Raw genomic sequence first — 14,431 nt, forward strand, 5'->3', positions numbered from 1 at the left:
GAGCGCCGTATGTCCGACTATGCACCGCCGATCGTCGCAACGCTCCTGCTCTGGTGGGGGAGCACCGGCGTGCTGCTCTATCTCGACGGCCTTTCTCGCCGCACATTCATGTGGAGCATGGCGGGCGCGACCGCCCTGTTCGCGCTGGCGCTATGGGGCATCGTCGCGACGCGCAGCGAAACGACGGCCTCCTCCGCCTACTACGCGTTCGTTTGCGGACTGACCGCGTGGGCCTGGCAGCTCGTGAGTTACTACATGGGCTTCATCACGGGTCCGCGAAAAACGGCCTGTCCGCCACATTTGCGCGGCTGGCCCCGGTTCGTCGAGGCGGTGCGCACGAGCCTCTATCACGAAATCGCAATCATCCTGTGCGCAGTCGCGCTCGTCGCGCTGACTCGCAATCAGCCCAATCAGATTGGCGCGTGGACCTTCCTCATCCTTTGGTGGATGCATACGAGCGCCAAGCTCAATCTCTATTTCGGCGCGCCAAACCTCAGCGAAGAGCTGCTGCCAGAGCATTTGCGCTATCTGGCGACCTTCATGACGCGCAGGCCGATGAACCTGTTTTTCCCGCTTTCGGTTAGCGCCTCGACCATCGTCACCGTGCTGATCGCGCAAAAAGCGCTCGTGGCGACGACGGCGTTCGAGCTTGTCGGCTTTACAATTCTCGCGACGCTCATGGCGCTCGCCGTCGCAGAGCATTGGTTTCTGGTCGCGCCGCTGCGCGCCAATGCGCTCTGGTCCTGGGGCGTCAAAGAAGGTTGTCCGGACGAAGCGAATGAATACGACTCGCTTCGTATCGTCACGATCGAGGCGCCTCTGCGCCGCTCGCGCGTCAGTGAGGTTTAGCGCCCGCAGAATGGCGCGTCTAGGGAAGTTTACGCCGATGGAGAGTCACATGAATCCGATGGCTTTGACGTATGACCAGCATTTTCAATCGGCGATTGCGCGGTTGAAGATGGAGAAGCGCTACCGGGTTTTCGCCAATCTCGAACGCGACGCCGTTCGCTTTCCCACTGCGTTGTGGCGTCCCGAGGGCGAAGAGCATGCGCCGCGCGAAGTCACGATCTGGTGCTCCAACGATTACCTGGGGATGGGCGGCCACCGCGCCGTGGTCGACGCGGCGCGAGACGCTCTAGACCGCCACGGCGCCGGGGCGGGGGGCACGCGCAACATCTCCGGCACCCACAATCCGATCGTCGAGCTTGAGGCGGAGCTCTCTGATCTGCACGGCAAACCCGCGGCGCTCGTCTTCACATCGGGCTGGATTTCCAATCTCGCCGGCATTTCGACGATCGCGTCGCTGCTGCCGAATTGTCTCATCCTTTCCGACGCGCTCAATCACAATTCGATGATCGAAGGCGTTCGGCGGTCGGGATGCGAAAAACAGATCTGGCGTCATAATGACGTCGGCCATCTCGAGGAATTGCTTAAGGCGGCCGGCAAGGAGCGGGCCAAGCTGATCGTTTTCGAAAGCCTCTATTCGATGGACGGCGACATTGCGCCGGTCGCGGAGATCGTCGCGCTGGCTGAAAAGTACAATGCGCTCACCTATGTCGATGAAGTGCACGCGGTCGGCATGTATGGCGCGCGCGGCGGCGGCATCTGTCAACGCGAAGGCGTCGAAGACCGCATCGACATCATCGAGGGCACGCTCGCCAAGGGCTTTGGCGCGCTCGGCGGCTATATCGCCGCGAGCCCGGCGATCGTCGATGCGGTGCGCAGTTACGCGCCGCAATTCATCTTCACCACCACGCTGCCGCCGATGGTTGCGGCCTGCGCCCGCGCCGCGGTGCGCCATCTCAAACATTCGGGAGAAGAACGCGCGCGTCATCAGCACATGGCGATGTTGACGAAACATGCCTTGCGCGCCGCCGGCCTGCCGGTGATGGACAACAAATCGCACATCGTGCCGGTGATGGTGGGCGATGCGGCGCGCTGCAAGGAAGCGAGCGATCTGCTGCTGCGCCGCCATTCGATTTACATTCAGCCCATCAATTATCCTACCGTTGCGCTGGGCACGGAGCGCCTGCGAATCACGCCGACGCCGCGCCACAATGAGGCGCATGTCGCCGAACTCGTTGAGGCGCTGGTCGACGTCTGGTCGTCACTCAGATTGCCGTTCGTCGAGGCTAAAGTCATACCGCTGCGCGCGCGCCAAGCCGCCGAGGCGCACTGCACCTATCCGGAGATGAAACGGGCGGCCGAGTAAGCAAGAGCCGACGTTTATGGCTGACGGCGCCGCAACCATAGAGCTGGGTTACGGCGACGAACATGTTGGCGATGTTCGTACAGAGGACGAGCGTTTAGCCGAACAGCTCCGCGCGGCAGTCATGCGCGCTTCGGGCGCTTGAGCGGCTCACGGGCCGGTCTGAAGTTGGGCGCGTTGGGCGAAAATGTAGCTGGCGATCAGTCCGAACATCGCGAATAGGGTGACGACCGAGAACACGTAATTGTGCCCGGCGGCCCCGGGCCACCGGTCGAGCAGATAGCCCATGAGCGGCCCCATAAAAATATCCGGCGCGTAGCCGATCACCGATAGCAAGCCAACCGCGCTTCCCGTGTGCTCCATAGGAATGTTGCCATCTTGCATGATCGCGAAATACAGGCCGCGCAGCGCGAAGATGCCGATGCTGGTGAAGATGATCGTCAAAACAAACGTCCATACCATGCCCGCGCCAATCGCGCCGGAGGCCAGCACGGAGCTCCCCGCTGCGAGAAGCACGAAACAGCCGATGATCATGAACGGCGCGCCAAGCCGCTCAGCCAGGTAGCCAGCGCCAATGGCGGCAAATGGTCGTATCCAGAGCGATGCGACGCCGGCCCGCGCCGCCTCTACCTGATTCAGACCAATGACCTGATTGGCGTACAGAGAAAAGTCGTCGATCGCCTTATAGCCCACATAAGCGCACAGGATGACCGCAGCCTGCAGCCAGACTGACGGCATCGCGAACACGCGGGCGATGTCGCTTAACGACGCCGTTGCTTGCGCCGGCGTTTTACGCTCCGGCAGCGCCAGCCAGATGAGCAAGGCGGCTCCGCAGGTCATCGCGGACATCAGCAGGATGATCCATCGCAATGATTCTGTGCGCATCGCGAAACTGGCCGTGTCGCTGTCCTCTGGCAGCAGCGCGGCGAACAGGACCACCATGATCGACGCCATGACGGCCGCCAGCGCGCCTCTGCCGCCCTCGAGCAATCCAAATGCGCGACTTTGCGAAAAGTTGAGGCCCCACTCACGCGTGGCGCGAATCAACGGCGCCCAGAACAGCGCGATCGTGGTGATTCCCCAATACCCGTATAAGATCGCCAGCGTCGATGGGGAGGGAACCGCCATCATCACGAGGCCGCCGAGGGCGGTGGACGTCAATGCGACAGTCAACATTGTGCGTGCGGGATATCTGTCGGCGAGCGGGCCGCCGAACAAATACGCGGCCATTGCAACCACGCCATAAACCGAATAGGCGGCGCCGAGTTCGAGATTAGTGACGCCGAACACCTCAAGGAGCGTGGGCCGGAATACGCGAGGCAATACGAAAGGCAGCAGAAAAACCGATTCTCCGGCGACAATCAGCGCCGCGATCGCCAGTCCTCGCTGCGGCGCGAAGTGCGCGTCAGGCGCGAGCAGTGGCGCCGGCGCGACGATTTTTCACGCGCCTCCGGAAATGACGTCATCCTCTGTGCGCGTGTTGCGCGACGCATGGCCCCCTTTTTTGCCAGCTTGCGACGCGAGCTGGCGATCCACAGAAAAACTGCGCTTTGCCGCGTTGACGGCAAGCCCGCCTTTGCGTCCCGCCGACGACGCAAGCTCGGGATTTTTGGCGAAACTGCGCTGTTCGCCCGGCACGCTCTTGCCGCCCTTGCGCGCAATTTCACGTTGCCGCTCCGGCGTCATCGACGCGAAACCCCTCCGGGACTTGGTGGCCGCCGTTACCGTATCCATCAGTCGCGCTCCAATTCTGCGTCGAAGACGCCTCCGCAACAACCGAAGCTGCAGAAGCCGCTCAACAGCGCCAAGCAACGGCGCCGGCTTACCTTTTCGAAAGGCTGAGCGATGTTCATATTTGCTGAGACTAAGCGGCTGCCAAGCTCGTAATCTTACGTAGAAATTGCACTTTTCGCACGATCAGAGTCGATCGGCGCTCCAGCCCGTTTCGTGAGGCCTGGGGTCTCAGCCCCAGAGTTAAGAACTGCCTTTGGCGGTAAGACTTCGTTAAGCGTTCGCTCTGATCGGCCTGATACTGCGTAACAGAATCTTTCCCGTCCCACGTGCGCTCTGTTCTCTTGCTTTTGTTCGATGCGCCAATGCGTCTATACCCTGAATACACCAAACTGGCTGACTGAATATTCCTCTTACGTAAGTCTACCAATTTTGCCTTGCGCGCGAGCATGCTCTTATGCCGCAGGTGTCGATCTCTCCAAGTAAATGCCGCCGCAAGAGCGGCAACAGCGCCTTGAGCAGAGCACGAAAACACGACGGGAGCGTGCAATGTTGTCTGTGTCGCGGCGTAGGGAGCAGTCGAGTTTCGGACCGCACGAAGGGGTTGCGACGGTTTCATTGAAGCAGAAACAGCTGCTTGCGAGCTACCTCCTGAACCTGCAAAAGGGCGAGTGGTTCGTATTCGAGATGATCGTATTGGATATACAGGGACTTGTGGATATCGGCGCTCAGTCGCTTGCGACCGACGTGTTCGTCGTCCTGCGTATTTTCATGCGGGACCGTCCGCAATTCGAGGCCCTGGTGCGGCGGAACCGAGCGTTTAAAGGCTTGTATGGGAATCAATCGACGCGGCGGACGCTCTTTTTGGCGGCGAACCGCGCGAGGCAAACTCAGCCTACAGTCCGCGCTCAGAGGGACAAATAACCTCTGGCGTGAGCTCCCATCCAAAGATCCGGGCGCGTCTTGCTGCTCAATTCAGAACAGCGAACTCTAACTGGTGAGCGGACGCGCCGGAAAAAGAATGGCGACCGGAGCGGGGCGCTGATACGCTTACGGCGATCTAAGCCGGAGTTCGCGTTTGCCGAACATGCGGCGTATGGCGGCGAGCGCGACGGAAGTTTCGGTTGAATCAGGCCAATAGGGTCGCTGCTGTGGATGATGCTGGTCCCAATGTATTCGGCGTTAGTCGTAGAGAGCTCGAACGCCTGAGAGCCATTAGCGGACTGGCTGGGACTCTCGCCCACAATATCAATCAACCGCTGGCAGCGGCGAGCGCCTATCTCAGGGCGGCGCAGCGCCTCACAGGAGGGCTTCCGAAGGAGTCGGTCGCGCCAATCGTTGGAGCGCTCGACAAGGCGGTCACGCAGATCATGCGCGCCGGGCAGGTCGTCCGCAGTCTGAGCGAGCTTGTTGCGCAGGGCGAGCCAGACAAGACGCTCGTTAGCGTTAATTCGCTGATTGAGGAGACGCTTTCCCTCTTCGATGCGGAGGCCGCCGAGGCCGGCGTCTCGATCAGCAAGCGTTTAACGAAAGACGACGATTGCATCGTCGCCGACCGCGTCCAGATCAGACATGTTCTGGCGAATCTTATTCGAAACGCCATTGAAGCGATGCAGGATTTGCCGCGACGCGAGCTGGTGATTTCCACACAGACGCAAGCTGCAAAGGCCATACGCGTTGAAGTTCAAGACACCGGCTGCGGACCTGGCGGCCGGGAAAACGCCGATCCGCTCGATCTTTTTGCAATGCGGAAAGAGGGAATGGGCATTGGGCTGTCGATTTCCCGCGCAATCGTCGAAGCGCACGATGGCCGGCTGTGGGCTAAGGTCAATCCCGAAGGCGGCGCTATATTCTCCTGTGATCTTCCGTTGCGAGCGCGAGAATTTAGCGGATGAACTCGGGAACGGTATTTGTCGTGGACGACGATGCGGCGGTGCGCGACGCCCTTCAGCTTCTACTCGAATCTGAAGGGTTCGCCGTGTCGAGTTTTCCGTCGGCGCCAGCTATGCTTTCGTCCATCCGGCCGGAGAGCGCCGGGTGCGTCATTGCCGATGTTCGCATGCCGGAGGTGAGCGGACTCGACCTGATCTTCGAGATGAAGAACCGCAATCTTCATCTGCCGATTATTATCATCACCGGTCATGGCGACGTGCCTCTGGCGGTCGAGGCCATGAAGCGCGGCGCTGTCGATTTTCTCGAGAAGCCGTTCGATGACGATGCGCTCTTCGCAGCCGTCAAGCGCGCGCTATCCAAGCACGACGCCGTGCAGTCGCGATATGCGGAAGAGCGGCAGATCTTAGAAAGATTTAAGTCATTGACCAAGCGGGAGCGCGAAATTCTCGAAAGGCTCGCGGAAGGCCGCTCGAATAAGGTCATTGCCCATGATCTCGGCATCAGCGTGCGCACAGTGGAAGCGCATCGCGCCAATGTCATGGCGAAAATGCGCGTCAAGAACCTCGCGGAGTTGGTCCGAATGGTTCTCAACGGTCGGAATATGAGCTTCGGCGCGTGACGTCGCAAAGCGTCATTCGCCAAAACTGCGTGTCGTCGATCATGCGTCGCAGGCAAATTGGGTGCGTTGAGGATGCCTTGCCAAAATGCGCGCGCTAAGTATTGAAGGGAAGCCGCCGAGCGCAAGAGGAGCGAATTGGTCATGCGAGCGCCAATCTCCCCGGCAGATGCTGTCCAACCGAAGGCGTTCTCTGTAACGACGCCCTCGGCGCGGCGTGTTCTCGTCATCGACGATGATAGGGACGTCGCCGACAGCATGGCGATGCTGCTGGACGTGTTGGGATGCGACGTGAGAACGGCCTATAGCGGAGCGGTGGGCGTCTCGCTCGTGTCCGCTTTCCAGCCGAAGATCGTGTTCCTAGACCTCGGCATGCCCGAGATGAACGGCTATGAAGCCGCGCGTCGCATCCGCAGCGCGCCGGCCGGTCAGCAGGCGCAGCTTATTGCGCTCTCCGGCTGGGGGCAGGATCTTGACAAGAAGCGCAGCCGCGAGGCGGGGTTCGACCGCCATCTGGTCAAGCCGGCCGATATCGAGATTTTGGAAGAAATCCTCGCCGCGTGTGGGGACGAATCACAGCAGATTTAGCGACATATCGGCGCACGCATGGAGCGCCGCCTCGGCGCTCTCACCCTTTCGGGCGGCGGCGCGCTCCCGGCAGATAGCTAAGGGAGCCGCCAGCCGCAGCGAGATCCGTTAATGCCGCGCCTCAGCTAGATTTTTCATAACCGCTGGCGTTAGAAAGAACGCTGCGGCGGCGCGCCTGTCCTGACATTCCTGGCGGGGAACATCGTGACGACTGAGCTCCCTGGCGCGGCTGCGCAAGCGTCCGCGGATACGTCTTGCGCGAAGCGCGTTACGCTTACGCTTAAGCTGTCCGGAACCAACGCCTCCAGGCGTCCGGATTGCGCCGGCCAAGCTGTACAATAGGGCTGGATCGCTCTGCTTGGCACCTCAGATATTTCTGTCCATCGGATAGCAAATGACTTTTTCAGACATGGACACGTTCTGGGTTGTAAACTGGTCAACGGATGTCGACGGACAATGCAATTCCATCGGCCGGCAATGGACAATAATTACCGGTCAAACAGCCGAAGCTGCGATGGGAGAAGGATGGCTGAAAGCCATCCACGCCGACGATCTGGAGTTGGTGAAGGTCGAGCTCGGTTTGGCGGGACGATCAGAGCGCCCGTTTCAGATCGTCGCAAGGCTTAGACGCAAGGATGGCCAGTTTCGCTGGGCGTTGGCGGTCGGCGCGCCGCACTATGATGAGCAAGGCGGATTCGTTGGCTACAGCGGCTCCATCATCGATTTCCATGATCGGATAGATATAACCGAGCGCAAAGAGCGCTTGGACGCGTTGCGGCCAAGCGAAGAGCGCTATCGTTCGCTCTTTGAGACGAGTCGCGACGGCATCGTCACCGTCGATATGAGCGGCCGTATTCTTGAAGCCAACCCCGCTTACCAGAAGATGCTCGGCTACACTCTCCAAGAGCTGAAGCGTCTGACTTATCAAGAGCTGACACCGGATGTCTGGCATGACATGGAAGCGGCGGTCGTGCGGGAGCACATTCTTCCGCGCGGCGAATCTGCCGAATATGAGAAGGAATATATCCGCAAGGATGGAGCCGTATTTCCGATAAGCCTGCGAACGTGGACCGTTGTCGACGAAAAGGGCCGTGTTGTCGGCATGCGCGCATTCGTGCGCGATATTACCGAACGCAAGCAGGCCGAGGCGGCGCTGCGCGACAGTGAGGAACGCTTCCGCGTATCCTTCGCCAACGCGTCGATCGGCTTTGCGATGAACGGGCCTTACGATACGCACTTGGACGCCAACCGCGCTTATTGTGTGATCACCGGCTATACGCGTGAGGAACTTCTTGCCCTCAAGGGGTCGGAACTGATCCATCCTGATGATTGGCCAGCCAATAAGGCCTTGACCGAACGAATGCTCGCCGGCGAGATCCCGGGCTTCGTCGTCGAAAACCGCTACGTTCGAAAGAATGGCGAAAACATTTGGGTCCGCAAGAGCGTCTCGCTCACTCGCTGGGCCGACGGCGTACCGCGGTGGATCATCACTTTCGTTGAGGACGTCACAGAGCGCAAGCTGGCTGAAGAGGCGCTGCAGCAAAGCCGCAATGATCTTGACCGCGCCCAGGAGGTCGGAAAGATCGGCTGGTGGCGGCTCGACGTGCGCCGGAACGTTTTGACCTGGTCGGACGAGAATTATCGAATCTTCGGCGTGCCGAGGGGGACGCCCCTGACCTACGACAGTTTTCTTTCCATCGTGCATCCCGACGACCGGGCCGATGTCGACGCAAAGTGGCAGGCCGCCCTTCGCGGCGAACCCTACGACATCGAGCATCGCATAGTGTCCGGGGAGGAGGTCAAATGGGTGCGTGAGAAGGCCTATCTGGAATTTGACGCGGCGGGCGCACTTCTTGGCGGCTTCGGCATTACGCAGGACATCACCGACCGAAAGCAGGCAGAGGAGGCGCTGCGCGAGAGCGAGGCTCGGCTGCGGTTGGCGACCGAGGCCGCCAAGATCGGCGCCTTCGACTGGCGCATCCTGACGGACGTGAACATCTGGACGCCGGAATTAGAGGCCATGTATGGGCTGGCGCCGGGCGAGTTCGGCCGGAGGCGGTCGGCCTGGGAGCAGTTGGTGCACCAAGAGGACCGCGCGGGCGCAGCCGCCAAGGTCAACGAGACGCTAGCCACGGGCGAGCCCGTCGAGCATGAGTGGCGAGTCGTCTGGCCCGACGGCAGCGTGCATTGGATTGCCGGACGTTTTCAAGGTTTCAAGGACGCGGCCGGCAAGCCGGTGCGCCTCACAGGCGTGAACATCGACATTTCCGAGCGCAAGCGGGTCGAGGAGGCGCTGCGCGAAAGCGAGCTGCGCTATCGCTCTCTCGTCGAAGCGGCGAGCGCGATCACATGGAGCTGTCCGCCATCCGGACTGCATCAAAAGCCGCAACAGGAATGGATGGCCTTCACCGGTCAGACCGCCGAGGAAATGCTGGGGGACGGCTGGACCAAGGTCGTTCACCCTGATGACCTCCGGGCCGCGGCGGCGCGGTGGCGAGCAGCGCTCGATCGCGGCGAGCCATTTTGGAGCGAGCACCGCATCCGCCGACATGATGGCGAGTGGCGCTGGATGCGCGTTCAGGCCGCACCCATTCGCAACGCAACCGACGAGATCGTCGAATGGTTCGGCAGCAATACGGACATCAACGATCTCAAGCAGGCCGAAATGGCGCTAAGGGAAAGCCAGCAGCAACTCGAGCTGGCGCTGGAAGCCGGCCAGTTGGGATTCTGGGACTGGCACGTGCCCAGCGGCCGGGTTCAGTTCGGCGGCAGTTGGGCGTCCATGCTTGGTTATGAACTCAGCGAAATGAAACCCGATGTCCGAGCCTGGGAAAGGCTGATTCATCCAGACGAGCGTGAAACCGTTGCCGCTCGATTGTCCGATCATCTGGAGGGCCGCGCCGAAATCTATGAATGCGAGCACCGCTTGCTCCACAAAGACGGTTCCTGGCGCTGGATTCTGGACCGCGGGCGGGTCGTGGAGCGGGATGCAGCTGGCCGGCCGCTAAGGGCGATCGGCACTCATGCCGACGTGACCGCGCGCCATGAGGCTGAAAGCGCGCTGCAAGACGCCGACCGCCGTAAGGACGAGTTCCTCGCCACTCTGGCGCATGAATTACGCAACCCGCTCACCCCGATCCGGAACGCCGTGCATATCTTGAAGAGGAAATATGGTCCCCAATTTCCTGACACTCCGCTGCTCGCTATGGTTCAGCGACAGGTCGATCACCTCGTTCGCCTCGTCGACGACCTTCTTGAAGTGTCACGGATCAGCCGTGGCAAAGTCGACTTGCGAAAGGAAAACGTCGCCGTGTCGGATTTCTTGCGGCATGCCTTGGAGGCCTGTCAGCCGCTCATCGAAAACAAGAGTCACCGCGTAACCGTGAATGTCGCGGATGAGCCGCTTCGGGTTTTCGGCGACTCCGTCCGTCTGGCGCAGATTGCGGCCAATATCATCAACAACGCGGCGAAATACACCCCGCCGGGCGGCCGCATCGAAATCGACGCCGCGCGCGGTGATAACGAAGTCGTGCTGCGGGTTCGCGACAATGGCGTCGGCATCAGCGCCGACATGATGCCGCGCGTCTTCGATCTTTTCGCGCAGACGGACGGCCAAATTCGGCTTTCCGAAGGTGGGCTCGGCATTGGCCTCGCGCTTGTGCGCAGCCTTGTGGAGATCCACGGCGGCCGGGTGGAAGCGCGCAGCGCGGGCGTCGGCCGCGGCAGCGAATTCATCGTCAGTTTACCGCTCGCGGATCGCGTCGATCCAGCTGCGTCACCCTCCTTGGGAGGCTGACGCTCCGTGCTCTTGCAGCGTCAATCCTATGCTGCGGCAGTAGGCGCATAGTTTGGATTGGCTTCGGTGAGTACCGCGTCGAAACCTTCGAATTCGGGACCGCCCAAATAGAGATCGCGGTTCTGACCAGCGTTTTTGTGAGCCTCGCGGAAATGTTCGGAATGCGTCCAATCGATGAAGTGCTGCCGAGTCTCCCACAGCGCATGCGACGCATAGAGAACGTGGTCCTCCCGCTCCGGCCCCTTGAGCAAATGGAAGACGATGAAGCCGGGCCTTTCCTGAAGCCGCGACTGACGCGACCGCCAGACGTCCTCGAAGGCCTGTTCCTTTCCCTTGACGATTTTGAAGCGGTTCATTGCGACAAACATGACTCGGCTCCTGTCATTGAGCTCGGCGGGTTCCGCCAGCGTTCTTAGCTAATCGTCCCCAAGGCGAAAGGCAAAGAACCTGGCTGCAGCGGCCACGGCTTGGACTCGATGGTCCCTCATCTGACGTTCGCCGCAGGCGTGATCAGCAACTCTTTGATGTCCTCGCTGATCACGGCGTGTGTAGAAATTGTCCATGAGTTGGACAAGCGACTGCGGTTGCGGATTTTGTCCGATGCCGACGATTTTCCTTTCGCCGTCGCCACGCTGCACAATGGGACGAGGATCGCCGTCCTGCTGCGCGCGCTGCTGAGCGGACGAGGGCGCAGTCCCGTCACAGAGAAAGTCTCACGCGATTCAGTCGCACTCGAGCACAGCCGGGCGCAGGAACAATAGCAGCGCTCCTTCCGCTCGGCGGCGTAAGCGCACGCCGGTGAATCACGATTCGCTGCAAGCGTTGCGCCCAACCGCGCGATCTGAAGCTCGATGTGCCTGCGAGTTCCGACGCAACTCAGACCAGCGCCCTTGCGATCTCCTCGGACCCTCCGCCGCGCGATTGGATTCTGCTGGCTCGACGCCGCTCGGTGACTGCGTGCGAGTCGTTTTGTTTACAACTTAAGCAACAAAGTACTATCTACTTTGGAATAAGAATAAATACAGGTAAACTATGGTACATATGTCACATGATGCTTGAAAGACTTCCGAATTAACCGCAGCGTGATTGACGAAAAAAATTTATTAGAGCTATCTACAGCATAGAACGCGAAGCATCGCACTGCACACTAGTAGAGGCAGAAGAATGACTAAGAAACATTCCAAATTTTCCTGCCTCGAATCTTGGACGATCGGGAAAAAATCCCGACTTGTATGTGGTCTTGGCGCGCCGGTTGTGATCGCGCTCGAAATCGCATCGGCTTCGGCGCAGAACGCCTCGCAAACATTGCCGCCGGTGACCGTGGACGCGCCGCGCGAAAAGCCGCAAGCCAATCCGCGGCAACAGACGCAACGTCCCGTCGCATCGAGCGCACGGGCGAGCAGCGTTCATCCGAGCGGCCCCAGACCGCACGTGGCTTCGACGTCGCGCGGCGCCACGTCCGCCGCCCCCCAGGTCGGTCCTCCGCTGCTCTCCGGCGCAAGCGGCGTTGCGCCGTCTCCGCCGACGGGCGAAATCGGCAATCTTCCGCCGGCCTACGCCGGTGGCGAGGTCGCTCGCGGCGCCCGGCTCGGCATGCTCGGCAATCGCGATTTCATGGATACGCCATTCAATGTGACGAGCTACACGTCGGCGCTGATCGAGAACCAGCAGGCGCGCACCCTGCAGCAGGTCCTGGAGAACGATCCGTCGGTCCGCATGAGCACGTCGGCCGGGCACATTCGCGAGAATTTCCGGATTCGCGGCTTCCCCGTGCTAGGCAGCGAGCTCGCGCTCAATGGCATGTATGGTCTCGCGCCCGACGGCCATGTGCCGACCGAATTCCTGGAGCGCGTCGAAGTGCTCAAGGGTCCGGGCGCGCTGCTCAACGGGATGGCGCCCTTTGGCGCGGTCGGCGGCTCGATCAATCTCGTCACCAAACATGCCAGCGACGCGCCAATCACCAGCGTCAGCACCGATTACACATCCAGTTCTCAGTTCGGCACGCATATCGACGTCGGGCGACGCGGCGGCGACCATAACCAGTTCGGCGTTCGCTACAACGGCGTTTATCGCAGCGGCGGGACCGCGCTCGACGAGCAGTGGAAAGTGCGTGGCCTGAATGCGCTGGCGCTCGATTTCCGCGAAGAGCGCGTCAGGCTGTCGATCGACGCCTATCACAGCCAGGAAATCTTCAAGAACGGCAGCGCATTCTTCGCGAGCTTCACTGGCATTGGAGCGGCGGCTGCGCCCAGCGCAAGCAAGAATCTGTTTATCGGTACGAACGCCCGGTTTGAGAACGCGGCGGTCATGGCGCGCGGCGAACTCGATATTGCAGAAAATGTCACCGTTTTCGCCGGGATCGGGTTTTTGGACAGCCGGAACTTCGGTTTCACCAATGGAACCCAGGCCCCAAGCGTCAATCTCCTCGGTAACTTTACTGGACCACGAATCGTCAATCTGCGCGGCTACACCAATACGCTGTCGACGCAGGGCGGCATTCGCGGCCAATTGGACACGGGCCCGCTGCGCCATCAATTCGTGCTGAGCGCTTCGGCGCTGAAATTAAGCCAAAGTTCGGAGTTCGGCTTCAGCGGGTCATACAGATCGAACATTTATCTGCCCGTCGTGCCGCCTCAGGCGCCGCCGCCGGCGGTCGTTCCGAACACGGCGTTCAATCCCAGTCGGCCGTATTTCGAGACCGATCCGCGAAAGACCGGAGAGAACTATCTCGCCAGCCTCGCCTTCGCCGACACTATTTCCGCGTTCGACGATCGTATCCAGTTCATCGGCGGACTTCGCAGCCAACGCGTGATGACCAAGACCTTTCAAGCCAATACCGGCTTGGAGACCAACTCCTATGATAGCCATCGTCTCTCGCCGGCCTATGCGTTGATCGTGAAGCCGTTCGACAATCGGCTGTCGCTTTACGCCAACTATATCGAGGGCCTCAGTCAGGGGTTGCGAGTCACCAATCCGCTTGCAACCAATTTCAACGAGTCGTTTCCGCCCTTTGTCTCCAAGCAGATCGAGACTGGCGCGAAGCTGGATTTGGGCATTCTTGCGAATACGCTGAGCTTCTACGAGATTACCCAACCGACTCTTTCGACCGTAACGAGCGGCGGCCTGATCAGTTACAAGCCGGTCCGGCAGCGCAACCAGGGCATAGAGTGGAACGTCTTCGGCGAGCCGATTCCGGGCGTCCGCGTGCTGGGCGGCGTCACCTATATGGTCGGCGTCATCACGCACAGCGCTGACGGAAAGACCACCGGAAAGAACGCCTTCGGCATTCCGAGATGGCAGGCGAACTTTTATGGCGAATGGGACCTTCCCTATCTGGTCGGGGTGACCGTGGAAGGCCGCGTCATCTATACCAGCGCCCTCTATGTCGACTCGTTGAACTATTACCGAATTCCTGAATGGGCGCGCTTCGACGCAGGCGCTCGCTACACCACGAAGATCTACGGCACAGACATGACGCTGCGGGCGAATGTGAACAATCTGTTCAACCACAGCTATTGGTCCGGCGCCTTCAACGACGGCTTCGCCACGCTCGACGCGCCGCGCACCGTCCTCCTGTCGGCGACCTTCAACTTCTAAG

The 14,431-nt window shown here is 60.5% G+C and carries 12 protein-coding genes; 9 read left to right on the top strand and 3 right to left on the bottom strand.

Features of this window, described 5'->3' with window-relative positions; translation table 11 throughout:
- Positions 1 to 9 precede the first annotated feature (9 nt).
- Positions 10 to 849, top strand: coding sequence for a putative photosynthetic complex assembly protein PuhE (puhE, locus tag ACPS74_RS12350; protein ID WP_029648419.1), 840 nt, complete (start codon positions 10 to 12; stop codon positions 847 to 849).
- A gap of 64 nt (positions 850 to 913) precedes the next feature.
- A complete protein-coding gene (gene hemA / locus ACPS74_RS12355) occupies positions 914 to 2,212 on the top strand; it encodes a 5-aminolevulinate synthase (RefSeq protein WP_029648417.1) in 1,299 nt (432 codons plus the stop codon).
- A gap of 147 nt (positions 2,213 to 2,359) precedes the next feature.
- Here hemA and ACPS74_RS12360 read toward each other — a convergent pair whose 3' ends face one another.
- Complete coding sequence (locus ACPS74_RS12360) at positions 2,360 to 3,499, bottom strand: MFS transporter (RefSeq protein WP_239755178.1); 1,140 nt, start codon at positions 3,497 to 3,499, stop codon at positions 2,360 to 2,362.
- 150 nt (positions 3,500 to 3,649) lie between these two features.
- Positions 3,650 to 3,943 carry a general stress protein gene (locus tag ACPS74_RS12365; RefSeq protein ID WP_029648415.1) on the bottom strand — a complete coding sequence of 98 codons (294 nt, stop codon included), beginning with the start codon at positions 3,941 to 3,943 and terminating at the stop codon, positions 3,650 to 3,652.
- A 546-nt stretch (positions 3,944 to 4,489) separates the two neighbouring features.
- Between ACPS74_RS12365 and ACPS74_RS12370 the strand changes: the two genes are divergently transcribed.
- The 5 genes from ACPS74_RS12370 to ACPS74_RS12390 all read left to right on the top strand — a co-directional run bounded on the left by ACPS74_RS12370 (position 4,490) and on the right by ACPS74_RS12390 (position 10,833).
- Complete coding sequence (locus tag ACPS74_RS12370) at positions 4,490 to 4,864, top strand: hypothetical protein (RefSeq protein WP_239755177.1); 375 nt, start codon at positions 4,490 to 4,492, stop codon at positions 4,862 to 4,864.
- Positions 4,865 to 5,091: 227 nt separating this feature from the next.
- The gene (locus ACPS74_RS12375; protein WP_425622376.1) at positions 5,092 to 5,835 is read left to right on the top strand and encodes a sensor histidine kinase; all 744 of its coding nucleotides are present in this window, start codon (positions 5,092 to 5,094) and stop codon (positions 5,833 to 5,835) included.
- A complete protein-coding gene (fixJ, locus tag ACPS74_RS12380; protein WP_029648412.1) occupies positions 5,832 to 6,452 on the top strand; it encodes a response regulator FixJ in 621 nt (206 codons plus the stop codon). Before ACPS74_RS12375 ends, fixJ begins: the two co-directional genes overlap by 4 nt.
- Positions 6,453 to 6,593: 141 nt before the next feature.
- Entirely contained in the window at positions 6,594 to 7,037 is a 444-nt protein-coding gene (locus ACPS74_RS12385) for a response regulator (protein ID WP_029648411.1), read from the top strand.
- 394 nt (positions 7,038 to 7,431) lie between these two features.
- A complete protein-coding gene (locus ACPS74_RS12390; protein ID WP_029648410.1) occupies positions 7,432 to 10,833 on the top strand; it encodes a PAS domain S-box protein in 3,402 nt (1,133 codons plus the stop codon).
- Between the two features lie 26 nt (positions 10,834 to 10,859).
- Here the strand turns inward: ACPS74_RS12390 and ACPS74_RS12395 are convergent, their stop codons facing one another.
- Positions 10,860 to 11,201 carry an antibiotic biosynthesis monooxygenase family protein gene (locus tag ACPS74_RS12395; protein WP_029648409.1) on the bottom strand — a complete coding sequence of 114 codons (342 nt, stop codon included), beginning with the start codon at positions 11,199 to 11,201 and terminating at the stop codon, positions 10,860 to 10,862.
- A 108-nt stretch (positions 11,202 to 11,309) separates the two neighbouring features.
- Between ACPS74_RS12395 and ACPS74_RS12400 the strand changes: the two genes are divergently transcribed.
- On the top strand, positions 11,310 to 11,594 hold the full coding sequence (locus ACPS74_RS12400; RefSeq protein ID WP_029648408.1) for a hypothetical protein: 285 nt from the start codon (positions 11,310 to 11,312) through the stop codon (positions 11,592 to 11,594).
- A gap of 403 nt (positions 11,595 to 11,997) precedes the next feature.
- Positions 11,998 to 14,430, top strand: coding sequence for a TonB-dependent siderophore receptor (locus ACPS74_RS12405; protein WP_029648407.1), 2,433 nt, complete (start codon positions 11,998 to 12,000; stop codon positions 14,428 to 14,430).
- Position 14,431: the final 1 nt, after the last annotated feature.

The sequence above is a fragment of the Methylocystis sp. SB2 genome (assembly GCF_049817085.1).
Taxonomy (GTDB): Bacteria; Pseudomonadota; Alphaproteobacteria; order Rhizobiales; family Beijerinckiaceae; genus Methylocystis; species Methylocystis rosea.

Excerpts from the sequence above, each read along its gene's own strand:
- puhE (WP_029648419.1), top strand. The coding sequence starts at position 10 with ATGTCCGACTATGCACCGCCGATCGTCGCAACGCTCCTGCTCTGGTGG.
- ACPS74_RS12365 (WP_029648415.1), bottom strand. The coding sequence starts at position 3,943 with ATGGATACGGTAACGGCGGCCACCAAGTCCCGGAGGGGTTTCGCGTCG.
- ACPS74_RS12370 (WP_239755177.1), top strand. The coding sequence starts at position 4,490 with ATGTTGTCTGTGTCGCGGCGTAGGGAGCAGTCGAGTTTCGGACCGCAC.
- fixJ (WP_029648412.1), top strand. The coding sequence starts at position 5,832 with ATGAACTCGGGAACGGTATTTGTCGTGGACGACGATGCGGCGGTGCGC.
- ACPS74_RS12385 (WP_029648411.1), top strand. The coding sequence starts at position 6,594 with ATGCGAGCGCCAATCTCCCCGGCAGATGCTGTCCAACCGAAGGCGTTC.
- ACPS74_RS12390 (WP_029648410.1), top strand. The coding sequence starts at position 7,432 with ATGACTTTTTCAGACATGGACACGTTCTGGGTTGTAAACTGGTCAACG.
- ACPS74_RS12395 (WP_029648409.1), bottom strand. The coding sequence starts at position 11,201 with ATGTTTGTCGCAATGAACCGCTTCAAAATCGTCAAGGGAAAGGAACAG.
- ACPS74_RS12400 (WP_029648408.1), top strand. The coding sequence starts at position 11,310 with ATGGTCCCTCATCTGACGTTCGCCGCAGGCGTGATCAGCAACTCTTTG.
- ACPS74_RS12405 (WP_029648407.1), top strand. The coding sequence starts at position 11,998 with ATGACTAAGAAACATTCCAAATTTTCCTGCCTCGAATCTTGGACGATC.